This window comes from Pasteurella atlantica (assembly GCF_963693435.1).
Classification (GTDB): domain Bacteria; phylum Pseudomonadota; class Gammaproteobacteria; order Enterobacterales; family Pasteurellaceae; genus Phocoenobacter; species Phocoenobacter atlanticus.
The window spans coordinates 274,675-300,001 of sequence record NZ_OY856306.1 but is presented as its reverse complement, the minus strand read 5'-3'; the positions used below and the strand labels follow the sequence as shown (position 1 = coordinate 300,001).

Here is a 25,327-nt window from a genome sequence, read left to right as displayed (position 1 = left end):
TTATATCCCTTTATCTGAAAGTAATTGACCAATATCATTACGATAATACATTTCTCTAAAAGTAATGTTAGCCACGTTTTGATATGCTTTTTCTTTTGCCTGTTCTAGGCTACTCGCTATTCCTACGATATTAAGCACCCTTCCACCGTTTGTGTAGTAGAGGTGTTCTTTTTCTTGAACACCTGCGAAGAAAATTTGACAATCCTTTTTTTCAATGCTTTCTGCTATGCCTAAAATTTTGTCCCCTTTCTTATATTTGGTAGGGTAGCCCCCTGCAGTAAGGACGACACAACAAGTGCTAGCGTTATGCCATTGTAGAGTGATACTTTCTAACTGTTTATCTAAGGATTTTTGAATAATCTCCAGTAGATCACTTTCTAAAAGTGGTAAAACGGCTTGCGTTTCAGGATCACCAAAACGCATATTGTATTCGAGTAAATAAACGCCGTCAGCACACACCATTAATCCAAAGAAAATGACGCCTGCAAAGTCCATTTTTTCTTGCTGTAACCCTTTTAATGTTGGTTGCAGAATATCAGTAATGAATTGTTGTTTTACTTCTGGGGTGTAATGTGGATTGGGGGCAATAACCCCCATTCCGCCAGTATTTAAACCTGTATCTCCCTCACCAATTTTTTTGTGATCTTTGGCAGAGATAAAAGGTAAAATTGTTTTACCATCAGTGACTGATAAAATAGAAATTTCCACACCTTCTAGAAATTGTTCGATAATAATGGTATCACCAGCATTGGCGAAAACTTTTTTAACCATCATATCATCAATGGTTTTTTCAGCCTCTGTATGTGTTTGACAGATAACCACGCCCTTACCTGCTGCTAAACCACTGGCTTTAACTACAAGGGGATATGGCATAAATTTGATATAACCTAGAGCAAGTTTAGGATCATTAAAACTTTGTGATTTTGCTGTTTTCACACCATACTTCTGCATAAATTGCTTAGCGAAAGATTTAGAACCTTCTAATTTAGCTGCTTTTTTATCAGGTCCAAAAATAGTTAAGTTATTTTGCTGAAATAAATCAACGATACCTGCTACTAATAATTCCTCACTACCAACAATTGTTAAATCTATTTGTTGTTCTTTAGCAAAAGTAAGGATTTCTTGACTTGTTGTTAAGTTTACATTTTCGCAATTAGGTAATAAAGTATCATAGGCATTACCCACTGCTGCGTAAATCTTTGTTACTCGTGGATTTTGAGCTATCTTCCAAGCGATAGCGTGTTCACGACCACCTGCTCCTATAATTAATATTTTCATTTAGGTTACCTTAATGTTTAAAATGTCTTAATTGACTAAATACCATCGCAATATCTTTTTTATTGCAGACATCAATAGAATCTTGATCACGAATAGAGCCACCCGGTTGAATAATTGCAGTAATAGCATTTTCTGATACTAATTCAACCACATCACTAAATGGGAAAAATGCATCAGAGGCAAGCACCATATTGGTTTTATCAAAGGTATTAGCTCTTTCAATGGCTTTTTCTGTTGCCCAAATACGACTGACTTCACCGCCACCAATTCCAAGTGTTTGTCCATCTTTGGCAATCACTATTGCATTTGATTTCACATATTTAACCACTTTTAAAGCAAATAATAAGTCTTTATTCTCAATATCATTTGGTTGTTTATTTGTGACCACTTTAGCATTATCTAGTAGGGCATTATTTACGTCTTGTACTAACAAACCACCATCTACTTTGATATATTCTTTACTGTCTTGTGGCTTTTGATTGCATTTGATGACTCTTAAGTTTTTCTTTTGTTTAAGAACAGTAAGGGCGTTATCGCTAAAGCTAGGAGCAATAACAATTTCTAGGAAAATATCGTTTAATTTTTTTGCCGTACTTTCATCAACTTCACTGTTAAAGGCAACAATGCCACCAAAAATTGATACGGGGTCGCATTCGTAGGTTTTGTTATAGGCTGTTTCAACGCTATCAGCAATGGCAACACCACAAGGTGTTGAGTGCTTAACTGCACAACAAGCAGTATCTTCAGTTTCATTAAATTCACAGACTACTTTCCACGCTAAATCCATATCTCGAATATTGTTAAATGATAAGGCTTTACCGTTTAGCTGGCTAAAGTTTTTCATTGCTCCATCATTCATTTTATCAACATAGTAAACCGCTTTTTGATGTGAATTTTCGCCATAACGCATTTCACTTTCTTTTTGATAAGAAATCGTTAAAAATTCAGGGCAGTCATCATCAAGTAGGAATTGGGAAATAGCAGCATCATAACAAGCGGTCAGATTAAATACTTTTTTTGCAAAAAATTTCCTTGTTTCATAGCTAATAGTTTGACTGTTATTTAGTTCATCAATAACGATTTGATAATCTTTTTTATCAGTAATGACTACTACATCTTTAAATGACTTGGCAGCACTGCGGAGCATTGTTGGACCACCAATATCAATAAATTCAATAGTATCATCAAAAGGTAAATTTTCTTTCACTTTATCAAAGAATGGATAAAGATTCACAATGACAAAATCAATGGTGGCGATATTTTTTTCTCTTAAAGTTTGCATATGTTCTGCATTGTCACGTATTGCCAAAATACCACCGTGAATATATGGGTGGAGCGTTTTTACTCGACCATCTAGCATTTCATCAGATTCAATCACTTGGCTGACCTCTAGTACAGGTACACCGTTATCTAATAAATGTTGATAAGTTCCACCTGTAGAAATAATCTCTATATCGTGTTTAATCAATTGTTCAGCTAACTCAACAACACCTTCCTTATCATAAACGGATATTAATGCTCTTTTCATTTTTTCATTTCCTGATTGTTATTCTAAAATAAGTTTGTTATCACAAATACAATGTAAAGATGGGGTTATTCTTTCTTTACAGTGAATATTTAATTAGGTCTTTAACTACCATTGGTAATAATACCCACTCTTTTTCTAATACCAATTTGGCAATCTCTTTGACACTGTTGGCATTACTGATATCTACTTCGCTTTGAGCGATAATATCGCCAGTATCTATACCTTCATTTACATAATGCACAGTGCAACCACTAATGGTATCACCACTTTCAAAGACAGCTTTGTGTACATTTAAGCCATACATTCCACGTCCACCATATTTAGGTAGTAGCGAGGGGTGGATATTAATGACGGTATAGCCGTCAGTGAGGTCTTTATCTAAAATAGATAAAAATCCAGCCAGTACCACTAAATTAATTTTGCGTGTAGCTAAAATTTCACAAATTTGCTGTGAACAATCGTCTCTTGTTACTTGAAAGGTGGTGATATGGTGTTGTTCAGCGAGAGCGGTAGCTTTACAATTTCTATCTGCAACAACGCAATCGATTGCAATTTTATGTTTAATTAATTGCATCATATTGCTACCACCACCAGAGACTAAAACAGCAATTTTGACAGGGTCTTTAGGTGTTATTTTAGACACAATTGATTATCTCCTTGTTCAATATGTCCAATCACATAAGCAGGTTCGCCAATACTGGCTAAATAATCAATAACATCATCAGCCATATCAGGATTAACCACAAGGGTAAAACCTACGCCCATATTAAAAGTGCCAAACATCTCATCTTCACTGATATTACTTCGTTGCTGAACTTCGGCAAAGAGTGGTAGTGATTGCCATAGTGGAGTGACCTTATTTTTGAACACTACAGGTGATAAGTCTTTATTCATACAACGAGGTAGATTTTCAATCAAACCACCGCCAGTAATATGTGCCATTGCGTGAATATCAAACTTTTCCAATAGTTGTAAGATCGGTTTCACATAGATTTTGGTTGGAGTTAGTAGCCAATTACTGACACTTTTGCCTTCAATAACTTCATTATAATCGCTAAAAATTTTGCGTAGCAGAGAAAAACCATTACTATGAAAACCACTCGAAGGTAAGGCAATAATACTATCACCAGCACGTACTTTATCCCCATTAATCAATTGTGATTTTTCTACGACACCAACACAAAATCCAGCAATATCGTAATCACCGATTTGATAAAATCCGGGCATTTCAGCGGTTTCTCCACCAATTAAAGCTGCTCCAGCTTGTAAACAGCCATCAGAAATGCCTGATACTAATTCAGCGGCAACTTCAGCCTCTAATTTGCCACACGCCAAATAATCTAAAAAGAACAGTGGTTTTGCACCGTGACATAAAATATCATTAACACACATCGCCACGGCATCAATACCGACCGTATCGTATTTTTTCTGCGTTAAAGCGATTTCTAATTTTGTGCCTACACCGTCGGTGCCTGATACTAAAATGGGGTTTTTATATTTACCCAATTCGTACATCGCTCCAAAACTACCTAAATTGGTTAGTACTGATGAATTATGTGTTTGTTGCACTTTTTTCTTCATCAGTTCAACGGCTTTATAGCCTTCTTCTTTATCTACGCCTGCTTGTTTGTATGTACTTGTGGTCATTTTTTCTCCACTTTGTTAATTTCAACTTAATAAATTCGTAATATACTTATTACAATAAAATGTTTAAAACATTCTTCCAAATGCTATTTCCCAGTGTTTGCCTATCATAAGCTGACCTGCCATATCTATATGTTTATAATCACGAGTTTTTAAATATCGTTGGCATAATTTACCCACATCAGTATTTTGTAAATCATCAGAAAGTTCTTCCCAAGAAGAAGTATCACTACGAGAAAGGGCATAAACAGCAAGTGCAAGGTCATACCATTCTGATTTACTTAATTCTGCTAATTTTTTCATATTCTTTTTATTTTGCTAAACGCTGAAAAATTTCCAAATAGGCATCTTCAATATCGCCTAAATCTTGACGGAAACGGTCTTTATCTAATTTTTTACCTGTTTCTTTATCCCAGAAACGACAGGTATCAGGCGTAATTTCATCAGCAAGTAAAATATCGCCTTTTGCATTTTTACCAAATTCAATTTTAAAATCGACTAATGTAATGCCAAGTTTGTCAAATTTGGTTTTTAACAAATCATTAATCTTAGCAGTAATATTATAAATATTTGCCAATTCATCATAAGTTGCTAAACCTAATACGACGGCGTGGTGATCATTAATCAATGGATCGCCATATTCATCATTTTTATAGCAAATTTCAAAAATGGTATTATTTGGTTTTGTACCTTCGGTAATACCCACTCGTTTTGCCATTGAACCTGCAATTACGTTTCTAACGATGACTTCTAGAGGAAAGATTTTAACTTTTTGGCATAGCTGTTCACGATCGCTTAATTTTTCAATAAAGTGCGTTTTGATACCATTTTCTTCCAATAATTTAAAAATTATTGTAGTAATTTGGTTATTGAGTACGCCTTTATCTTTGATTGTTCCTTTTTTTGCACCATTACCAGCCGTGGCATCATCTTTGTAAAAAATAATCACTTGCTCAGCATTATCGGTTGCATAAATTTGTTTGGCTTTGCCTTCATAAATAAATTCTGTTTTCATTGTTTTTCTCTCGTTTGGATAAAATAATTAATGGTTATAGTTCTACATTCATATTTTGCTTAAAATCAGCCTTCATTTGTTGTCTGAAATCTTGCAGTTTGGTTCGTAATTCGGCATTGTTTGTTGCTAATATCTGTACCGCAAGCATTCCAGCATTGTAGGAATTATTAATCCCTACAGTAGCCACAGGAATTGATTTTGGCATTTGTACAATAGACAATAGAGAGTCTAAACCGTCAAGAGCAGCATTTATCGGTACACCGATAACTGGCAAAGTGGTTTTAGATGCAACAACGCCAGGTAAGTGAGCAGCAAGTCCAGCACCTGCAATCACAACACCATAGCCTTCACGTTCGAATTCAGCCAGTTTTTCAACCAGTAATTCAGGCACACGGTGTGCTGATAATATGTGTGCTGAGTACGTTACACCAAATTGTTTAAGGCAATTTGCCGCACCTCGCATTACTTCTAAGTCAGATTGACTACCGAAGATAATTCCTACTTTCATTTTTGCTCCTATATGAGTTTTTATACAACTAAAATAATGTTATTTGACTTCTGTTTTTTCACAATTATTTCTAAACTACCTGAAATAATTGATACCATTAACAAAAATATTTTGGTTATTATCACCAGAAATATTTTTAAATGTTCCCTTAGAATAACGTTCACAATGCCCCATTTTTCCTAAAATGCGACCGTCAGCTGACATAATACCTTCTATGGCTAGGCTTGAACCATTAGGGTTATAAATAAATTCATTAGTTGCTCTACCAGATAAATCAACATATTGTGTCGCAATTTGCCCATTGGTAATGAGTTGTTGTAAGGTATCTTCGCTTGCATAAAAACGCCCTTCACCATGAGAAACGGGAATATCAAAAGTTTGTCCTACAGCAAAAGAAGATAACCAAGGTGATTGGTTATTTACTATTTTTGTTGTTACCATTTGAGAAATATGGCGACCGATCTTATTAAAAGTTAGCGTTGGCGATTGCGGCGTAATTTGACCTATATCACCATTTGGTAACAAGCCTGATTTAACAAGAGCTTGGAAGCCATTACAGATACCTAAAATCAAGCCATCTCTTGCTAGAAATTCATTAATACTCTCTTTTAATTGTGGGTTTTGTAAGATAGCAGCAATAAATTTACCTGAACCATCTGGCTCATCACCTGCACTAAAACCGCCAGGTAATACAAAGATTTGTGCTGTTTTAAGTTTATGGCACAGTTGATTAATAGAATCACGAATATAATTTGAGGTAATATTTCTAAATAATAGTATTTCCGCACATCCTCCATTGCGATTAAATGCGTTATACATATCGTATTCTGAATTACTACCAGGGAAAGTGGCGATTAATACTCTAGGTTTTGCAACCTTAACACCTTGTATTGAATGTGCTATTTTATTTGTTGTCACAGATAAATCTGTCAGAATAGCCGGTTGTTCATCCGTTTTTACTGGAAAAATTTTTGCTAGTTTTCCTAGCCATACTTCTTGCAAAGTAGTTAGATTAATATGTTCGTTATCAATAATAATAGAAAATTCATTAATACTTCGCCCTAATAAAATCGCATTAGGTTGATTGATTATTTGCTGACTTTCAATAACAATGCTGGCGGGTTTAATAGTAAAATAATCAGTGTCATTATTATTGAGTCTAACACCGATACGATTACCGAAACTCATTTTTGCCAAAGCTTCCGCAATACCACCGTGTTTTACTGTCATTGCTGATAATATAGTGCCTTTTTCAATACCTGTCAGCACTGTCTCAAAATTATTTTTAAGGGTATGGGCATCATATTGCCCCTCATTATCTAATGGATTATCCAGTAGATAGATATATGAACCAACTTGCTTAAATTCAGGAGAAATAATGTTATTAATATTACCAGAACTTACTGCAAAAGAAATAAAAGTCGGTGGTACGTGCAAATCGTTAAATGTGCCACTCATCGAATCTTTACCACCAATAGCAGCAACGTGAAAATCACTTTGAGCCTTGATTGCTCCCAGTAGTGCTAAAAAAGGTTTTGACCAAGCGACACTATCCTGCCCCAGTTTTTGAAAGTATTCTTGGAACGATAAGCGAGCTTTCTTATAATCAATACCGACTGAAACTAATTTAGCGAGAGAATCAATGACGGCATACATTGCACCGTGATAAGGTGACCACGATAATAGATAAGGATTACACCCCCAAGTAATGGCAGAAACGGTTTGTGTTTCTTTATTAAGCACTGGCAATTTAGCAACAGAAACATCTATTGGGGTCATTTGGTAACGTCCACCAAATGGCATTAATACTGTTCCTGCTCCAACAGTAGAATCAAACATTTCGCTTAAACCTTTTTGTGAGGCGACGTTTAAATCACATAAATTTTCTTCCCACTGTTTTTGTAAATTATCACCTGAAACCACCCGCTTAAAGGGTTGTTGTCTATCAATATCGGTAATGGTAATATCAATTTGTTGTCTCACACCATTAGTGTTTAAAAACTCACGTTGAATATCGACAATATTTGTCCCTTTCCACGTTAGTAGTAAACGACTATCATCTGTTACTTTACCAACGACTGTTGCTAATAAATTTTCTTCTTGGGCATATTGTAAAAAGGTTTGGCTGTCTTTTTCAGACACAATCACGGCCATACGTTCTTGTGATTCAGAAATAGCAAGTTCAGTACCGCTTAAACCTTCATATTTTACAGGAATTAAATCAAGATTAACTTTAACACCATCGGCAAGTTCACCAATCGCAACACAAACCCCACCTGCACCAAAATCATTACATTTTTTAATTAATTTAGTTGCGTTAGCATTTCTGAATAAACGTTGAATTTTACGCTCTTCTAGAGCATTACCTTTTTGTACTTCTGCTCCACAAAGTAGTAAAGAGCTATCATTATGTTCTTTGGATGAACCTGATGCACCACCACAGCCATCGCGTCCTGTTTTGCCACCGAGTAAAATAATGTGATCATTGGGTTGTGGTTTAGCTCTAATTACATTTTTAATTGGAGCAGCAGCAACCACAGCACCTACTTCCATACGTTTAGCTTTATAACCTTCGTGATACAACTCTGATACCAATGAGGTAGCAATACCAATTTGGTTACCATAGGAAGAATAACCTTCAGCAGCTTCAGTGGTGATTTTTTGTTGGCTTAATTTACCAGCAAGAGTATCTTCGATTTTTTCCAGTGGATTAGCTGAACCTGTCACGCGAATTGCCTGATAAACATAAGCTCGCCCAGATAATGGATCTCGAATAGCACCGCCTAAACAAGTAGAGGCACCACCAAACGGTTCAATTTCTGTTGGGTGATTGTGAGTTTCATTTTTGAACATCAACAACCATTTTTCAAGGTGTTTTTCCCCTGAAAAATCGCTAGTTTCCACATCCAAATAGACAGAACAGGCATTGTTTTCATCAGAAATTTCTAAATCATCTAAATATCCAGTTTTATGTAAATATTTTGCCATCACTGTTGCCATATCCATTAGACACTGAGACTTATTTGCAGCTACTTTTGATTTAATGTCTAAATAATGATTGAATGCTGACTGCATTTGTTGTCCAAAAGGCGAATCAGGAAAGCTGATATGTCTAATTTGTGTTTCAAAGGTGGTATGGCGACAATGATCTGACCAATAGGTATCAAAAACTTTAATTTCAGTTTCAGTAGGATTTCTACCTAGTTGTTGATAATGTTGATGAATAGAATGTAAATCTTCGTAGCCCATAGCAAGATTTAGTTCATCTTTTAATTGATCGAGTTGGTTATGATTAAGACTGAGGAAGTTATCATAGATAACTACGCTATCATTAATAGTAATGGGTGTTTTAGCAAAGAGAGATAAATCTTTCTCTTTGCTATCAACAGGGTTTATATAGAATTGTTTAATTTTACTGAGATCAGCGAGGTTAACACTTCCTTCAAGAATAATAATTTTAAAAGATTTAACGGTAATATTAAGTTTTTTTGATAAAATAATTTCAATACATTGTAAAGCAGAGTCTGCTCGTTGGTCGAATTGCCCATCTAAGCATTCAACAGCAAAGTACGTTTTATTTGTTAATTCTAATTCATCAATAACTTTATCACTAACAAGTTCTGATAAAATTCGATATTTAATTTTAGCAATCTCTTGGACACTTGCTTCTAGATCAAAAATATCATAACCATTGATTACCTTTAAGGATTCTAATCCTTGAATATGTAATTCTTGTTTAAATTTAGCACATAACTGCTTCGCCTCTATATCAAAACCAGACTGCTTTTCAATGAAAAAACGTAGATTTGTCATCTTATCCTCAAAGTCATTTTAAAAATGTTAGAAACAAAAAAAGCCTAGATGCACGCATCTAGGCTGAATAATACAGATAAATTATTTTGTGATTTATACAAGTGCTTTATTCTCATTACAAAATACCATAGTTTTACGAAAACAACGCAAGGAGTACAGAATTAAATTCAGTACTTTTTGTAATAAGAGTTATTTTCGTAGTAGTTAATTTAAGGTTAACTGTAGAGACGCTCAACCATATTTTGAGCATATACGATTAAAAATTTTGTGCGATTGTACAACATTTTTTTGTAAAGTAATCCTCTTTTTTTAAATAAAAATTAATTGTTTTTAAAATAGCGTTGTCCTTTCACTTCTTTACTACTTTCAATTAAACGATGATAATTTTCAAAGCGAGTTCGGTTAATTTTGCCTTCTTCTACGGCTTCTCTAATTGCACAGTTTGGATCGGTGTTGTGTTTACAATCACGGAATCTGCATAAACCTAAAATAGATTGAAATTCTATATAACCTTGAGTGATTTGCTCCACCTCTAAATGCCATAAGCCAAACTCACGAATACCTGGAGAATCAATTAGTTTACCACCTTGTGGTAATTGATATAAATAGGAAGCGGTAGTCGTGTGTTGCCCTAACCCTGAGTTAGTACTCACTTTATTAGTGAGTATATTGCTTTCTGGCAGTATTTGGTTGATTAAGCTTGATTTTCCGACACCAGATTGTCCTACAAAAATAGACGTACCTTGTGAAAGATAGTGGTCTAATTTTTCCATTCCCTCTCCTGTTTGAGCAGATAAACAAAGGCTTTGATAACCAATGTTACGATAGATATCAAGTTGTTTCTCAACTTCTTGTCGCTCATCATCATTTAATAAATCAATTTTATTTAACACTATTAAGGCTGGAATTTTTGCATTTTCACAAATCACCAAATAGCGATCAATAATATTTAATGACAACTCAGGCAATACGGCAGATACAATAATAATTTGATCAATATTTGATGCCATTACTTTGATTCCGTCATAATAATCGGGGCGAGAAAGTTCATTTTTACGAGGATAAATTGCCTCGATCACACCACTAATGCCTTGTAATTGTTCACTGCCTTTTCGCCAGGATACTTTATCACCGACTACCACAGATTTTAGAGTTCGACGTAGATTACAACGGCATACCTCACCATCTGAATTTTCTACGTCAGCATGTTTAGCGTGACGGGCGATAACCAAACCATCTTTTGTTTCACCCAGCATTTCATCTTGCCATTCTAATTCTTTTTTATGAATTTTATTGTGATGATTAGATTGAATACGTCGTTTTTGATTTTGTGTGAGTTTTCGTTGTTTTCCCAAAAGATTATCCAAATTAACTGATTTTATTAAATTATAGCCTAAGAATTAACTTCTTGCTCCAAAAATTGCACTTCCTATACGAACCATTGTTGAACCACATTCAATCGCACTTTGCATATCATTGCTCATTCCCATTGAAAGGGTGTCAATTTCGGGGTAGTGCTGTTGTAAGGTATCAAATAATGCTTTCATTTTATTTAAGGCGATTTTTTGTTTTTCAGGCTCACTCTCCGATTTTGGAATCGCCATCAAACCACGTAGTTTTAAACGTGGTAACAGCATAATTTCATTGGCAAGAGAGAGCATTTCACGGGGAGCAATCCCTGATTTTGATTCTTCATCACTAATGTTAATTTGGATTAACACATTCAGTGGAGCAAGGTGTTCAGGGCGTTGTTCATTTAAGCGAGTGGCGACTTTTAAGCGATCGATAGTTTGTACCCAATCAAAATATGCAGCCACTAAGCGGGTCTTTTTTGATTGTAGCGTACCAATAAAATGCCATTCAAGATCATTATAATTATGAAAATAAGCAATTTTTTCTACCCCTTCTTGCACATAATTTTCCCCAAAGGCACGTTGTCCGCAAGCAATTGCTTGTTCAATATCGTTTACAGGTTTGGTTTTGGTTACTGCAAGTAATGTTACTTGATCTGAGCGGTTACATTTTTGTAAAAATTTGCAAATTTGTTTCTTTATTTGTGTTAAATTTTGTTCAATAGACATTTTTAATCCTAAATAAGCTATAATCTCTCCATATTAAAATGCAATATGGTTTAAATCAATAGAGAATATATGAAAGAGTTAGCAAAAATTAAATTAGTAATAACCGATGTCGATGGTGTTTTAACAGACGGCGGACTTTATTACAATGAAAAAGGCGAAGAATTAAAAAAATTCCACGTACAAGATGGTTTAGGTATTAAAATGCTCTTAACTACAGGTACAAAAGTGGCGGTGCTTTCGGGCGGTGATTCGCCGTTGTTACGTAAACGAATTGATGTGTTGAAAATTCCTTATTTTTTATTAGGGAAAATGGAAAAACGCACCGCTTGTTTGACCTTAATTGAGCAAGCAGGAGTAACCCCAGAAGAAACGGCTTACATTGGTGATGATACCTTAGATTTACCCGCATTTGAGATTTGTGGTTTGGCAATTGCTGTGGCAGATGCCCCTGATTACATTAAAAAGCAAGCTGATTTAATTTTAAAAAAGGCAGGGGGACAAGGTGCTTTTCGTGAACTTTCCGATATGTTGTTACTCTCACAAGGAAAGGAAGATGTTTACAGTACAGCAGACGGTTTTATGAGAGTGGTTGAGCAAATGACTCAGTAGTTTTAGATATAATTTTAAAATCATAAAAACAAGCGGTAAGATTTGTGATAAAATTCGCAAATTAATCAAAAAATTTTAAATAACACGTAGAGACAAGGCATACCTTGTCTATTGAATATATATCGTAAAGGACAATAAACAAGTGGAAATCAATTTAGTTGAATTTTTAAAGAACACTTTGGCTGATTTAAAAGCTGAAAATATACAAGCTATTAATGTAAAAGGCAATTCGAGTATTACTGATACAATGATTGTATGTACAGGAACATCAAGCCGTCACGTAGCCTCAATGGCAGATAATTTAACCGAAGAAAGTAAAAAAGCGGGTATTGAAGTCTTTGCCTCTGAAGGGAAAGTGACAGCAGATTGGATAGCGGTAGATTTTGGGCAAGCAATAGTACATATTTTGCAACAAGATAGCCGTGAATTGTATCAATTAGAGAAATTGTGGCATAGATGAGAATTCAGTTAGTTGCAGTTGGTACGAAAATGCCAAAATGGGTAACAACTGGATTTGAAGAGTATCAACGTCGTTTTCCTAAGGATATGCCTTTTGAATTGGTAGAAATTCCTGCGGGAAAACGAGGTAAAAATGCGGATATTAAACGTATTTTAGAGCAAGAGGGTTATGCGATGTTAAACGCCTGTGGGCGTAATCGCATTGTTACCTTAGATATTCCGGGTAAGCCTTGGACAACTGGGCAGTTAGCTCAGCAATTAGAAATATGGAAAAATGATGGACGAGATGTGAGCTTACTTGTCGGTGGTCCTGAAGGTTTGTCGCCTGAATGTAAACAACGAGCAGAACAAAGTTGGTCACTTTCGCCATTAACTTTGCCTCATCCCCTTGTGAGAGTGGTTGTGGCAGAGAGCTTGTATCGTGCGTGGTCATTAACTACTAATCATCCTTATCATAGAGAATAATGAACGTTTTTAGCCAAAAAGAATTAGTATCCAAAGAAGTGAGCAACGGTAAGGCTGAGGCTCATCTTTTTATTCGTCGAGCATTAATTGGGTTTCTTGGTGTTCTTGTGTTAACTGCAATATTATTTGCTAATATCTATCATTTACAAATTATTGATTATAAAACCTACCAAACTCGTTCTAATGGAAATAGAATTAAATTATTACCAACTCCTCCTGTTCGAGGATTGATTTATGATCGTAAGGGAAAAGTACTCGCACAGAATTTAACTTTTTTTGGATTATATATTGTTCCTGAAAAAGTCAATAATCTCAAAGAAACATTACAAAAATTAAAAGATGTTGTAGGCTTAACAGATAAGGATATTGAAGCCTTTCATAAAGAACGCAGACGTTCTTCCCATTACACGCCTATTATTTTAAAAAAAGATTTAACAGAAGAACAAATTGCTCGTTTTGCTGTAAATCAATATTTATTTCCTAACATTGATGTTCAAGCTTATTTTAAACGTTATTATCCTTATGGCGATGCATTAACGCATATTATTGGCTATGTCGCAAAAATAAATGACAAAGATCAAAAAAAGTTGAAAGCGGAAGGGAAATATCAAGATTATGCAGGTATGCATAGTATTGGTAAGCGTGGTATCGAAAAATATTATGAAGAGCAGCTACACGGAATGCCAGGATTTGAAGAAGTTGAAATTAATAATAGAGGTAAAGTTATTCGTAAATTAAGGGAAAAAAATGCCATTGCAGGAAGCAGTATTCAATTGACGCTTGATATTGATTTACAGCGTTATATTGTGGATTTATTATCGGATAACAAAGGGGCGGTTGTGGTATTAGATGCGAAAGATAGTAGCATATTAGCAATGGTTACCAATCCGAGTTATAACAATAATTTATTTGTTGATGGTATTTCTTACGATGATTATGAGTATTTATTAAATAATCCTAATCGACCTCTGTATAGCCGAGCAACGCAAGGATCTTACCCTCCTGCCTCAACAATTAAACCTTTTATGGCAATTGCAGGTTTAACAGAAGGGATTGTTACACCTCAGATGACCATTTTTGATCCAGGATATTGGATAATTCCAAATACTAGCCGTAAATTTAGAGATTGGAAACGAGCAGGACACGGACAAACAAATTTAAATAAAGCAATTACGGAGTCTTCGGATACTTATTTTTATCAATTGGCGTTTAATTTAGGTATTGATAAGACATCAAAATGGATGAAAAAATTTGGCTTTGGAGAAAAGACGGGTATTGATATTTTTGAAGAGTCTTCTGCCATTATGCCAAGTCGTGAATGGAAGCAAAAACGTTATAAGCAACAGTGGTTACAAGGAGATACAGTCTCTGTCGGGATTGGGCAGGGCTATTGGACAGCGACACCACTACAACTTGCCAAAGCATTAGCTATTTTGGTGAATAATGGTAAAGTGAATACTCCCCACTTAATGAAAGAAATTGTGGGGGTTGATGTTATGCAATATCAAGATCCCCTTTTGTATGATGATATAAAAAATGTACCTAACACATTTTGGAAAGCATCAAAACAGGGAATGTATAGTGTTATTAATTCATCGCATGGAACTGCACGCAAGGCTTTTGCCGATACACCTTATAAAGTTGCAGGGAAATCTGGTACTGCACAAGTATTTAGTTTGGCAGAAAACCAAAAATATGATGCGAAAGAGCTTAAAAAAGAATTACACGATCACGCGTTATTTATTAGTTTTGCGCCTTATGAAGATCCTAAAGTTATCGTTTCTATTATTTTGGAAAATGCAGGAGGAGGATCAAGTAATGCTGCTCCAGTTGTGAGAAAAATAATGGATTACATCTTTCTTGAATCGGATTTATTTAAAAATTTGCAAAATTTAGATCAAAAGTCACCGCTCAATACCCCTCAAGAAGGTAAGGTTTCAAATGAATAGTACATTTATCACTTATATGAAAAAAATATTGGATATTGATATTTGGTTGTTACTTGGATTATTGATGATTAGTTGTTATGGTTTATGGGTATTATATAGTGCGAGTGGTGCCAATGAAAGAATGTTCAATAGTCGATTAATTCAAATAACATTAGGATTTGGTGTACTCTTTTTTATGGCTCTTGTTCCTCCTCGTGTTTATGAATTTTTTTCTCCTTTTCTTTATTTACTCTGTATTGTTTTACTCGTTTTGGTTGATGTAACGGGGGAAATAAGTAAAGGAGCACAACGTTGGTTAAACTTGGGTTTTGTTCGTTTTCAACCTTCAGAAGTGGCAAAGTTAGCCGTACCATTAATGGTGGCAACTTATTTGGGTAAACGTTCTTTACCTCCATCATTAAAAGATACCTTTATTGTACTTGTGATTATCTTAGTGCCAACATTATTGGTTGCGATACAGCCTGATTTAGGTACCTCGATTCTTGTGTTTGCAGCAGGGATGTTCATCCTTTTTTTAGCAGGATTAAATTGGAAGTTAATCGCTTCAGGGCTTTTAGGTTTGGCTATTTTTATTCCGATTATGTGGTTTTATTTGATGCACGATTATCAAAAAACGAGAGTAATGACCTTACTTGATCCAGAAAAGGATCCGCTGGGTGCAGGTTATCATATTATTCAATCTAAAATTGCGATTGGTTCGGGTGGCTTTTATGGAAAAGGTTGGATGCAAGGAACACAATCTCAATTAGAGTTTTTACCAGAGCCTCATACTGACTTTATTTTTGCCGTATTAGGTGAAGAGCAAGGAATGGTTGGAATTGTTACTCTCCTAGCGATTTACCTTTTTATTATAGCAAGAGGATTAATTGTAGGAATGAAGGCAAATTCAATATTTGGGCGTTTAATCTCAGGAGGAACAGCGTTATTATTTTTTGTTTATGTCTTTGTAAATATAGGTATGGTGAGTGGCATTCTTCCTGTGGTTGGTGTACCATTACCCCTTTTTAGCTATGGAGGAACATCTTTTGTGACTTTAATGGCGGCATTTGGTTTAATGATGTCTGTTTATGTACATCAAACAAAACAGAAGGATACCAATCCTTACAATAGAAAATTTACAGAATATAAATATTAAGAAGGTTTTGAATTAAAGGAATACTATGCGAGTTATAAAATTTTTCAATGTGTTACTTGTTGCTATGATGACAATGAGTACTTTTGCAAATGCAAAATTATCCAAAAATGATGTTCACGTAAAAGGTGCGAAGTTACTTCCATCTAAGGTGTCGACAAGAATATACAGCTATCGAGATAGAGGGTATAAATATACTACCTTGAGTAAAGAGAAATCGGCTCGTTATCATGCTGTTGGAATGGCCAGTTATTACGGTGGTAAGTTTAATGGTCGAAAAACAGCAAGTGGTGAAATTTTTAATGAAAATAATTTTACTGCTGCACATAAAACATTGGCGTTTGGTACTTATTTGCTTGTTACTAATTTACGTAATGGGCGTAAAATTATTGTCAGAGTAAATGATCGAGGTCCATTTAGTAAAAAACGAATTCTTGATCTTTCTAAGAGAGCGGCTCGTTCTTTAGGAATGCTACATTCAGGTGTTGCTAAGGTAAAAGTTGAAGCTTTACAAGTTGATCAAAATGGTTATATTTCAGGAAAGGGAACGGCATCTTTATTAAAAATAGCCAAAAAATCAGGTTTACCATTAAAAATTAAGCAGACGTCAAATTCAACAGCATCTATTATTGTTAAAGTTACAAATTTTGAATCTAAAGATACCGCTTATGAGATAACAAGAAAGGTTAAACCTAAAACTGTTATTGAAAAAAATGGCAAGTACTATGATGTGTTAATTACAGTAGATAATATATCACAAGCGAAAAAGCTAAAAAATCAACTTACTCTTTTAACACATAATAAAGTTTATATACACTATAAAAAATAGGGAGATGCAATGTCTAAAATTATGAATAAATTACACCAGTTAGGATTATGTGTATTAATAACATCATCGGTTGCTTATGCTCAGAATGATATAGATTTTACTCCATCTCTTCCATCATTAAAGGCACAAACTTATGTCTTAATGGATTATAATTCGGGACAAGTATTAGCGAGTTTAAATCCCAATCAACGTCATTATCCAGCGAGTTTAACTAAAATGATGACCAGTTATGTTATCGGTTCTGCTATTAAGCAGGGATATATTAGTAATGATGATGAAGTGATTGTTTCTGAAGCTGCTTGGGGATATAAATTCCCAGGTTCATCAAAAATGTTTTTAAACTTAAAACAAAAAGTATCTGTAGATGAATTAAATAGAGGGATTATTATTGCTTCAGGAAATGATGCTTGTGTTGCAATGGCTGAACATATTTCAGGTTCTCAAGAAGCTTTTATTAATGTAATGAACCAATATGTAGATAAGTTTGGTTTAAAAAATACACATTTTGCAACAGTGCACGGTTTAGATCATCCAAAACAATACTCTTCAGCTTATGATATGGCAATGATAGCTTCTCGAATTATTCGTGATTTACCTGAAGAATATAAAATTTATTCAGAAAAAGAATTTACTTTTAATAAGATTAAACAGCGTAATCGAAATGGTTTATTGTGGGATAAATCAATGAATGTTGATGGTATGAAAACCGGACATACTAATGAAGCTGGCTATAACCTTGTTGCCTCAGCGACAAATTCGAATATGCGTTTAATTTCAGTCGTAATGGGGGTACCCACTTATAAAGGTCGTGAAATTGAAAGTAAGAAATTGTTAAAATGGGGATTTAATAATTTTGAAACATTCAAATCTGTGACGGCGAATCAAACGATTGCTGAACAAAGTGTTTATTATGGTGAACAAAATAAAGTAAAACTTGGATCATTTACCGATAGCTATATTACTATTCCTAAAGGTAAAAGGGCAGAGCTAAAAGTACGCTACGATTTAGAGAATAAAGAGTTAAAAGCACCTTTAATCAAAAAACAAGTAGTTGGAAAAATTATTTATCAATTAGCAGGAAAAGAGATCGCCTCGACGGATTTACAAGTAATGGAAGATGTAATGGAAACAAATATCTTTGGGCAAGCTTGGGATTGGTGTGTTTTAACCGTACAAGGATTTTTTAATTAAATATGGAACCGCAACACAAAAAGAGACGTCAAAAGAAAGATCCTAATGCACCTTTTGTTCGTCCACAACTAGAGCTACCGAATGGACATAAAAAATTATTATTACATTCTTGTTGTGCACCTTGTTCAGGGGAGGTAATGGAAGCAATTTTGGCATCAGGAATAGAGTTTACCATTTATTTTTATAACCCAAATATTCATCCATTAAAAGAATACTTAATTCGTAAAGAAGAAAATATTCGTTTTGCAGAAAAATATAATATTCCTTTTATTGATGCAGATTATAATCGTGCAGATTGGTTTGAGCGTGCAAAAGGAATGGAAGATGAACCAGAACGAGGTATTCGTTGTACAATGTGCTTTGATATGCGTTTTGAAAAAGCGGCACAATATGCTCACGAAAATGGTTTTCCTGTTTATACGAGCTGTTTAGGTATTTCTCGTTGGAAAGATATGAATCAAATTAATGGCTGTGGGCATCGTGCTGCAGAACCTTATGATGATGTCGTTTATTGGGATTACAATTGGCGTAAAGGTGGCGGCTCACAACGAATGATAGAAATCAGTAAACGTGAACAGTTTTATCAACAAGAATATTGCGGTTGCGTGTACTCATTGCGAGATTCTAATCGATGGCGAGAGGCAAGTGGTCGTCAAAAAATAGAAATAGGTAAACTTTATTACTCAATGGGATAATATTGGATAGTAAGTGCACAAAATATTTTTGAAGCGGTATGATCGGTAACACTTTTTGCAAATAATTTCTGTTTTTGGATAAATTCCCCTCAATCAGTAAAAAAATGCAAAAAAATGCTAGACAATAGCTTATAAAATCACTAACATACGCTCTCGCAACGACGCAGTACTTAAAGGCGTTCGTAGCTCAGTTGGATAGAGCGTTGGCCTCCGGAGCCAAAGGTCGCAAGTTCGAATCTTGTCGAGCGCGCCAGACGTTAATGCTAATACAACAAAAAAATAGACAATGGTGGCTATAGCTCAGTTGGTAGAGCCCCGGATTGTGATTCCGGTTGTCGTGGGTTCAAATCCCATTAGCCACCCCATTTTTTGTATAACTCAAATTAAGATCGGCGAGTAGCGCAGCTTGGTAGCGCAACTGGTTTGGGACCAGTGGGTCGTAGGTTCGAATCCTATCTCGCCGACCACTTCTTTTTAATTCAATTTTAATCAAAAAAATACCCACAGTAATTAATTACTGCAGGCATTTGTTTTTAAATCAGAAATGATTATTCAACAGTTAATGTTTTACCATCATAACTCATCGTTTTAACCTCTGTTAATGCTTTATTACCCGTAGTTTTACCACCAGCAATAATCACTTTATCGCCATAAGTAACAGAAACTGCTCCAGCAGTACCCACAGGCAATTTACCTACAATTTTCCACGAGCCTGTTTTCATATCTAAAGCATAAACATCAGAACGGAATGTTTTACTTGCTTTTGCTTTACGATGATCGTTGACACCTTTTTTGTAATTTTCAGCGACACCTGGGAAGTTTGCACCACCAGTCACTAAATACGTACCGTGACTAACACCACTCATTACAGCAGCAATACCTTCTTGATATTTATCGCCTTTTGGAGCTGGAAGTTTTTGCATTGCTTTCCACTCAATACCTTTATCACCTAGTGTTCCCACTTCTGTGGTATCCGTACGAAGTCCTGCTTTAAGTTCACCATTTGCAACTACAAATTTACCATCAACAACGGCAAAGGCTGCTCCAGCACGTCCACCATAAGGGAAGTAGCCTTGATTTGCCCAGTGATTGGTTTTTGGTTCATAGCTGGTTACAATTGAATTAAATAAGAAATCTTCTGCAGACATATCAAAATATTTATCAAAGACTTTGCCCTTGCCTTCTTTTCCTGCTGCTTTTGCATCTTGGAATAAGCCATCCCAAATATTTTGGTTTACCCCACCAAAGAAGTAAATTTTACCTTTATAGGTTGTCACACTGGTACCTGCACTTGGACCAAATGGTGAGCGAGTCGTTAGTTTTTGCCATTTTTTATCAGCGGGATTGTAGCTATAGGCATCTTTTGCCGTTTGGTTATCAGCAACCTCTGTATTATGGAAACCGCCAAAAACATAAAGTTTACCATCAACACCTGCGGCAACAGCTTGGTTTCTTTTACCACCTGGGAATGCAGGAACCACTTCCCATTTAGCTTCTTTTTCTTTTAAATTTAATGAATAGAATAAGTCAGAACCTGAACCTAACCCCACATAAAGGGTATCACCCACTAATGCACCTGTTCCTGAACCCGCAATCACTTCTGGTAAAGCAGGGTATGATCCAGCAAATGCACCTTGAGTTAAAGCGAGAGCTGCAATTGCGATAGATGATTTAAAAAAAACTTTTTTCATTGATAAACTCCTTATATATTTAACAAAGATAGGAATAGTTAAATAGAAAGTAAATGCGAAAATATTACTAGGCGTAATTTAGATATTACATTTACCCTATATTTAATTAACTAAAGAAAAACTTCAAAATTTGGAGTTAATTTGAAATTAACTTCTAAAAAGTGATTATATTCAAGACGATTTATTTTAGGAATAAAAAAAATTCAATTTTGCTAGTTAGTTCACAAAATTGAAATTTTTATAAAAATATCTAAAAGGGTTGGGATCTTGCTAACTTATTGAAAAGATTATATTATGGATAAAAAAGTTAAAAAGACCACCAAATTAGTTTTACTTCTAAGTAGTTTGTTTTAGAAAACTAATATTATCTGAGTTCGTTGTTTGAATTAAATACAAATTAGGAGCAAAAAATGAAAAGATCATTACTATTTTTATCACTACTTTCGGTCTTCCCAAGCTATGCAGATCAATGACAGATTTACCCCATATCCATTCATAGAACGACATAAAATTTCTACCAAATAAGGTAATCTAATCTACTTTTATACAGAATTATATTAAACCAAGCGGTAACATTTTTATGAAAATTTGCAAAAAGTGATAAAAGATCGTGGCAACCGCTGTAGAAAATGGTAGAATTACACGCTTTCAAAATTGAACAATCTTTTCTTTTACACAAATTTAGGTTTTATATGGCAAATAACAATAAAAAGAAAGTCTCTGAAAAAACAGCAGAGATCACATTAAAAAGTAAAGGTGTAAATACATTTTTATGGGTAATTGCTATTACGCTTTTAGCGGTAGCAGCAGTTGGAAATGTTTATTTTACAACACATTTTGGTTTATTAGTTCGCGTCTTATTGATGGTGGGCTTATTGGTTGCAGGCTTGGTTGTTGCGGCATTAACTAATGAAGGAATAAGAGCGATTAGATTTTTAAAAGAATCTCGCTTAGAATTAAGAAAAATTATTTGGCCAACACGTCAAGAATCAACGCAAACGACTTTTATTGTGATCGCAATTACCGTCGTGGTTTCTTTAGCCTTATGGGCAATGGATTCAATCATTGTTCAGTTAGTGACATTTTTAACTGAGTTGAGGTTCTAAAATGAGTGAAGTTGAAGTAGAAATGGAATCACAAGAACAGCAAGAAGAAGTAGTAACAAAGAGTGATAAACGTTGGTATGTCTTACAAGCTTTTTCTGGTTTTGAATCTCGTGTCGCAATTACTTTGCGTGAATACATTAAACAACACCAAATGGAAGATCAGTTTGGTGAAGTATTAGTACCAACGGAAGAAGTGATTGAGACTGTAGCGGGCAAGCGTCGTAAATCTGAGCGTAAATTTTTTCCAGGTTATGTTCTTGTACAGATGGATATGAACGATGAAACGTGGCATTTGGTTAAAAGTGTGCCTCGTGTATTAGGCTTTATTGGTGGAACAGCGGATAGACCTGCTCCAATTACTCAAAAAGAAGCAGATCGTATTTTAAATCGCCTTCAAGAAACTTCTGATAAGCCAAAACACAAAACCACTTTCCAACCAGGAGAATTGGTTCGTGTTACTGAAGGTCCATTTGCAGACTTTTCTGGTACAGTGGAAGAAGTGGATTATGAGAAAAGTCGAGTTAAAGTATCGGTTTCAATCTTTGGTCGTGCAACACCCGTGGAATTAGCCTTTAATCAGATTGAAAAACAGAGTTAATTAAATTGTAAATTTTTATCAAAAACTGACCGCTTGTTTTCGGTGAGTTTTTATATTTTTGTGAAATCGTTAGGTTTTGCTTGAAAAATGATCGTGGATTCATTAAAATCTGCGGTCTTTATATATTTTTTATATAACAACGGGAAGCTAATTTTTAGCGTTATTACCCATTAAGAGGAAATCAAAAATGGCAAAGAAAGTACAAGCCTATATTAAGTTGCAAGTTGCAGCTGGTGCGGCAAACCCAAGTCCACCTGTTGGTCCTGCATTAGGTCAACACGGTGTGAATATTATGGAATTCTGTAAAGCGTTCAACGCAAGAACTGACAGTATGGAAAAAGGTTTACCTATTCCTGTTGTAATCACAGTTTACGCAGACCGTTCTTTCACCTTCATTACTAAAACACCACCAGCAGCGGTATTGTTGAAAAAAGCAGCCGGCGTTAAATCTGGTTCTGGTGTACCTAACAAAACTAAAGTAGGTAAAGTAACTCGTGCACAAGTTCAAGAAATCGCAGAATTAAAAGCGGCGGATATGACGGGTGCAACTATTGAAACAATGATGAAATCTATTGAAGGTACTGCACGTTCAATGGGTTTAGTGGTGGAGGACTAATCAATGGCTAAACTTACTAAGCGTATGAAAGCAATTAGAGAAAGTGTTGACGCTACTAAATCTTATGAAATCAACGAAGCAGTTGTTTTATTGAAAAAATTAGCAACAGCAAAATTTGTTGAAAGCGTTGATGTCGCAGTTAATCTAGGTATCGATCCTCGTAAATCAGACCAAAACGTGCGTGGTGCAACTGTGTTACCACACGGAACAGGTCGTGATGTGCGTGTAGCAGTATTCACACAAGGTGCAAATGCAGACGCTGCGAAAGAAGCGGGTGCGGACATCGTGGGTATGGACGATCTTGCTGAATTAGTGAAAAAAGGCGAAATGAACTTTGACGTTGTGATTGCTTCTCCAGATGCAATGCGTGTTGTGGGTCAATTAGGTCAAATTTTAGGTCCACGTGGTTTAATGCCAAACCCTAAAGTTGGAACTGTGACACCAAACGTTGCTGAAGCAGTGAAAAATGCGAAATCAGGTCAGGTTCGTTACCGTAATGATAAAAATGGTATTATCCATACTTCAATTGGTAAAGCTAACTTCTCTGAAGAGCAATTAAAAGAAAATTTAGAAGCATTTTTAGGTGCAGTAATTAAAGCTCGCCCAACAACAGCAAAAGGTGTTTTCGTTAAGAAAGTAAGCCTTTCTACCACTCAAGGTGCTGGTGTTGAAGTGGATCAAGCTTCATTAACTATCTAACTTTTTGAGTGATGATAAATTCATCACTTTACAGGGTTGAAAATTATTGTTACAATTTTCGACCCTTTAGACTATTTTAGTCTATTTCTGGTTGGTGCTTGACCTTTTTCAAGTCCCGTCCAAGACCGTAGGTGAGAACGCTTATAATATTGTAGGTGTGTTTTCTTAATTTTCCTGCGTAGATGGTGTCAGAACGATAGAAGAATTTTTTCTGCTTCTGTTCACCTTTAGCCTCAAGGGTAATGTAAATTATTTTTGAGAATTTTAGAAAAAATCTGACCGCTTAATTTATTTATACTTATGTTATAGAGAGATAAACGGCAGAGGTATCAGGAGCTAAAACCAATGGCATTAAATCTTCAAGACAAACAAGCAATTGTTGCTGAAGTAAATGAAACAGCCAAAGGTGCGCTGTCTGCAGTTATCGCGGATTCTCGTGGTGTGACTGTAGGTAAAATGACTGAATTGCGTAAATCAGCTCGTGAAGCTGGCGTTTCTATTCGTGTGGTTCGTAATACTTTGTTACGCCGTGCAGTAGAAGGGACAGAATATGAGTGTTTAAAAGACGCATTTGTAGGTCCAACACTTATCGCTTTTTCAAATGAACACCCAGGTGCAGCAGCACGTTTGTTCAAAGACTTTGCTAAAGCAAACGATAAGTTTGAAATTAAAGGTGCAGCCTTTGAAGGTAAAATCCAAGATCCAAACTTCTTGGCAACATTACCAACGTTTGACGAAGGAATCGCTCAATTAATGAGTGTAATGAAAGAAGCTTCAGCGGGCAAACTTGTTCGTACTCTTGCAGCTCTTCGTGATCAAATGGAAGCCGCAGCTTAATTTTAGTGATTAAACTAGATTAAGTTGTGCAATTATTAACTTTTTTATTTTAGGAAACAATTGTTATGTCATTAACTAATGAACAAATCATTGAAGCGATTGCTTCAAAATCAGTAACTGAAATCGTAGAATTAATTTCTGCAATGGAAGAAAAATTTGGTGTATCAGCAGCGGCAGCAGCGGTAGTTGCAGGACCAGCTGAAGCAGCAGAAGAAAAAACAGAATTTGATGTTGTATTAAAAGCAGCAGGTGCTAATAAAGTAGCAGCAATCAAAGCGGTACGTGGTGCAACTGGTTTAGGCTTAAAAGAAGCGAAAGACTTAGTTGAATCAGCACCAGCAACCTTAAAAGAAGGTGTTGCTAAAGATGAAGCTGAAGCACTTAAAAAACAATTAGAAGAAGCGGGCGCAGAAGTAGAAATCAAATAATTTTGATTTTTCTGTTATGCTCTTTTAGAGACAATGGCTGGTGGATTTTTCCATCAGCCTTTTGTACTTTAAAGAATTTGAGTAGATTTTGTCGTTTTAGTCTACTGAATTATAGTTAGTAAAACTAACTCCATTTCTCCAGCTTATGCCCTATAA

The 25,327-nt window shown here is 35.3% G+C and carries 25 protein-coding genes, 3 tRNA genes and 1 riboswitch; of the genes, 17 read left to right on the top strand and 11 right to left on the bottom strand.

All coding sequences use genetic code 11. The features are described from left to right. The 10 genes from purD to U9966_RS01340 all read right to left on the bottom strand — a co-directional run bounded on the left by purD (position 1) and on the right by U9966_RS01340 (position 11,867). Positions 1-1,278 carry a phosphoribosylamine--glycine ligase gene (gene purD, locus U9966_RS01385; RefSeq protein ID WP_306346809.1) on the bottom strand — a complete coding sequence of 426 codons (1,278 nt, stop codon included), beginning with the start codon at positions 1,276-1,278 and terminating at the stop codon, positions 1-3. Positions 1,279-1,288: 10 nt separating this feature from the next. Further along, positions 1,289-2,806, bottom strand: a complete 1,518-nt coding sequence (gene purH, locus U9966_RS01380) for a bifunctional phosphoribosylaminoimidazolecarboxamide formyltransferase/IMP cyclohydrolase (protein WP_306346808.1) — start codon at positions 2,804-2,806, stop codon at positions 1,289-1,291. Between the two features lie 76 nt (positions 2,807-2,882). Beyond that, on the bottom strand, positions 2,883-3,449 hold the full coding sequence (locus U9966_RS01375; protein ID WP_306346807.1) for a formyltransferase family protein: 567 nt from the start codon (positions 3,447-3,449) through the stop codon (positions 2,883-2,885). Next, the gene (gene purM, locus U9966_RS01370) at positions 3,437-4,453 is read right to left on the bottom strand and encodes a phosphoribosylformylglycinamidine cyclo-ligase (RefSeq protein WP_306346806.1); all 1,017 of its coding nucleotides are present in this window, start codon (positions 4,451-4,453) and stop codon (positions 3,437-3,439) included. The genes U9966_RS01375 and purM overlap by 13 nt, the downstream gene beginning before the upstream one ends. Positions 4,454-4,516: 63 nt before the next feature. Continuing rightward, a complete protein-coding gene (locus tag U9966_RS01365; RefSeq protein ID WP_306346805.1) occupies positions 4,517-4,753 on the bottom strand; it encodes a hypothetical protein in 237 nt (78 codons plus the stop codon). A 7-nt stretch (positions 4,754-4,760) separates the two neighbouring features. After that, entirely contained in the window at positions 4,761-5,465 is a 705-nt protein-coding gene (gene purC / locus U9966_RS01360; protein ID WP_306346804.1) for a phosphoribosylaminoimidazolesuccinocarboxamide synthase, read from the bottom strand. Between the two features lie 34 nt (positions 5,466-5,499). Then, entirely contained in the window at positions 5,500-5,973 is a 474-nt protein-coding gene (gene purE / locus U9966_RS01355) for a 5-(carboxyamino)imidazole ribonucleotide mutase (RefSeq protein WP_407675185.1), read from the bottom strand. A gap of 75 nt (positions 5,974-6,048) precedes the next feature. Continuing rightward, positions 6,049-9,786: a phosphoribosylformylglycinamidine synthase gene (locus tag U9966_RS01350; RefSeq protein ID WP_306346803.1), complete on the bottom strand. Its 3,738-nt coding sequence runs from the start codon at positions 9,784-9,786 to the stop codon at positions 6,049-6,051. 178 nt (positions 9,787-9,964) lie between these two features. After that, a riboswitch (purine riboswitch) is annotated at positions 9,965-10,062 on the bottom strand. A 44-nt stretch (positions 10,063-10,106) separates the two neighbouring features. Further along, on the bottom strand, positions 10,107-11,141 hold the full coding sequence (gene rsgA / locus U9966_RS01345) for a small ribosomal subunit biogenesis GTPase RsgA (RefSeq protein WP_306346802.1): 1,035 nt from the start codon (positions 11,139-11,141) through the stop codon (positions 10,107-10,109). Positions 11,142-11,186: 45 nt separating this feature from the next. Then, positions 11,187-11,867 carry a YggS family pyridoxal phosphate-dependent enzyme gene (locus U9966_RS01340; RefSeq protein WP_306346801.1) on the bottom strand — a complete coding sequence of 227 codons (681 nt, stop codon included), beginning with the start codon at positions 11,865-11,867 and terminating at the stop codon, positions 11,187-11,189. 69 nt (positions 11,868-11,936) lie between these two features. Here U9966_RS01340 and U9966_RS01335 point away from each other — a divergent pair, with 69 nt between their 5' ends. From U9966_RS01335 to U9966_RS01285, 11 genes are all read left to right on the top strand, one after another. Next, on the top strand, positions 11,937-12,476 hold the full coding sequence (locus tag U9966_RS01335) for a KdsC family phosphatase (RefSeq protein ID WP_211597175.1): 540 nt from the start codon (positions 11,937-11,939) through the stop codon (positions 12,474-12,476). 142 nt (positions 12,477-12,618) lie between these two features. After that, on the top strand, positions 12,619-12,936 hold the full coding sequence (gene rsfS, locus U9966_RS01330) for a ribosome silencing factor (RefSeq protein WP_306346800.1): 318 nt from the start codon (positions 12,619-12,621) through the stop codon (positions 12,934-12,936). Then, the gene (rlmH, locus tag U9966_RS01325) at positions 12,933-13,400 is read left to right on the top strand and encodes a 23S rRNA (pseudouridine(1915)-N(3))-methyltransferase RlmH (RefSeq protein ID WP_306346799.1); all 468 of its coding nucleotides are present in this window, start codon (positions 12,933-12,935) and stop codon (positions 13,398-13,400) included. Before rsfS ends, rlmH begins: the two co-directional genes overlap by 4 nt. After that, positions 13,400-15,349, top strand: a complete 1,950-nt coding sequence (mrdA, locus tag U9966_RS01320; protein ID WP_306346798.1) for a penicillin-binding protein 2 — start codon at positions 13,400-13,402, stop codon at positions 15,347-15,349. The genes rlmH and mrdA overlap by 1 nt, the downstream gene beginning before the upstream one ends. After that, the gene (rodA, locus tag U9966_RS01315) at positions 15,342-16,484 is read left to right on the top strand and encodes a rod shape-determining protein RodA (protein ID WP_306346797.1); all 1,143 of its coding nucleotides are present in this window, start codon (positions 15,342-15,344) and stop codon (positions 16,482-16,484) included. The genes mrdA and rodA overlap by 8 nt, the downstream gene beginning before the upstream one ends. A gap of 25 nt (positions 16,485-16,509) precedes the next feature. Continuing rightward, positions 16,510-17,310: a septal ring lytic transglycosylase RlpA family protein gene (locus tag U9966_RS01310; protein WP_306346796.1), complete on the top strand. Its 801-nt coding sequence runs from the start codon at positions 16,510-16,512 to the stop codon at positions 17,308-17,310. Between the two features lie 9 nt (positions 17,311-17,319). Then, on the top strand, positions 17,320-18,501 hold the full coding sequence (locus U9966_RS01305; protein WP_306346795.1) for a serine hydrolase: 1,182 nt from the start codon (positions 17,320-17,322) through the stop codon (positions 18,499-18,501). 2 nt (positions 18,502-18,503) lie between these two features. After that, a complete protein-coding gene (locus U9966_RS01300; protein WP_306346794.1) occupies positions 18,504-19,196 on the top strand; it encodes an epoxyqueuosine reductase QueH in 693 nt (230 codons plus the stop codon). 176 nt (positions 19,197-19,372) lie between these two features. After that, a tRNA-Arg gene (locus tag U9966_RS01295) sits at positions 19,373-19,449 on the top strand. A gap of 36 nt (positions 19,450-19,485) precedes the next feature. After that, a tRNA-His gene (locus U9966_RS01290) sits at positions 19,486-19,561 on the top strand. A 25-nt stretch (positions 19,562-19,586) separates the two neighbouring features. After that, positions 19,587-19,663: transfer RNA gene (locus U9966_RS01285), tRNA-Pro, on the top strand. 81 nt (positions 19,664-19,744) lie between these two features. On the opposite strand, the gene U9966_RS01280 is transcribed toward U9966_RS01285, so the two are convergent. Beyond that, positions 19,745-20,887 (bottom strand): YjhT family mutarotase, encoded by a 1,143-nt coding sequence (locus U9966_RS01280; protein ID WP_306346793.1) that lies wholly within the window; start codon positions 20,885-20,887, stop codon positions 19,745-19,747. Between the two features lie 692 nt (positions 20,888-21,579). On the opposite strand from U9966_RS01280, the gene secE reads away from it, so the two are divergent. From secE to rplL, 6 genes are all read left to right on the top strand, one after another. Continuing rightward, positions 21,580-21,993 carry a preprotein translocase subunit SecE gene (secE, locus tag U9966_RS01275; protein ID WP_306346792.1) on the top strand — a complete coding sequence of 138 codons (414 nt, stop codon included), beginning with the start codon at positions 21,580-21,582 and terminating at the stop codon, positions 21,991-21,993. A 22-nt stretch (positions 21,994-22,015) separates the two neighbouring features. After that, complete coding sequence (nusG, locus tag U9966_RS01270; protein WP_306346812.1) at positions 22,016-22,591, top strand: transcription termination/antitermination protein NusG; 576 nt, start codon at positions 22,016-22,018, stop codon at positions 22,589-22,591. 187 nt (positions 22,592-22,778) lie between these two features. Continuing rightward, a complete protein-coding gene (rplK, locus tag U9966_RS01265; protein WP_115316247.1) occupies positions 22,779-23,207 on the top strand; it encodes a 50S ribosomal protein L11 in 429 nt (142 codons plus the stop codon). A gap of 3 nt (positions 23,208-23,210) precedes the next feature. Then, the gene (gene rplA, locus U9966_RS01260; RefSeq protein ID WP_306346791.1) at positions 23,211-23,906 is read left to right on the top strand and encodes a 50S ribosomal protein L1; all 696 of its coding nucleotides are present in this window, start codon (positions 23,211-23,213) and stop codon (positions 23,904-23,906) included. A gap of 345 nt (positions 23,907-24,251) precedes the next feature. Next, positions 24,252-24,743, top strand: coding sequence for a 50S ribosomal protein L10 (gene rplJ, locus U9966_RS01255; protein ID WP_211597794.1), 492 nt, complete (start codon positions 24,252-24,254; stop codon positions 24,741-24,743). Between the two features lie 65 nt (positions 24,744-24,808). Next, positions 24,809-25,171, top strand: coding sequence for a 50S ribosomal protein L7/L12 (gene rplL, locus U9966_RS01250; protein WP_115316251.1), 363 nt, complete (start codon positions 24,809-24,811; stop codon positions 25,169-25,171). Positions 25,172-25,327 lie beyond the last annotated feature (156 nt).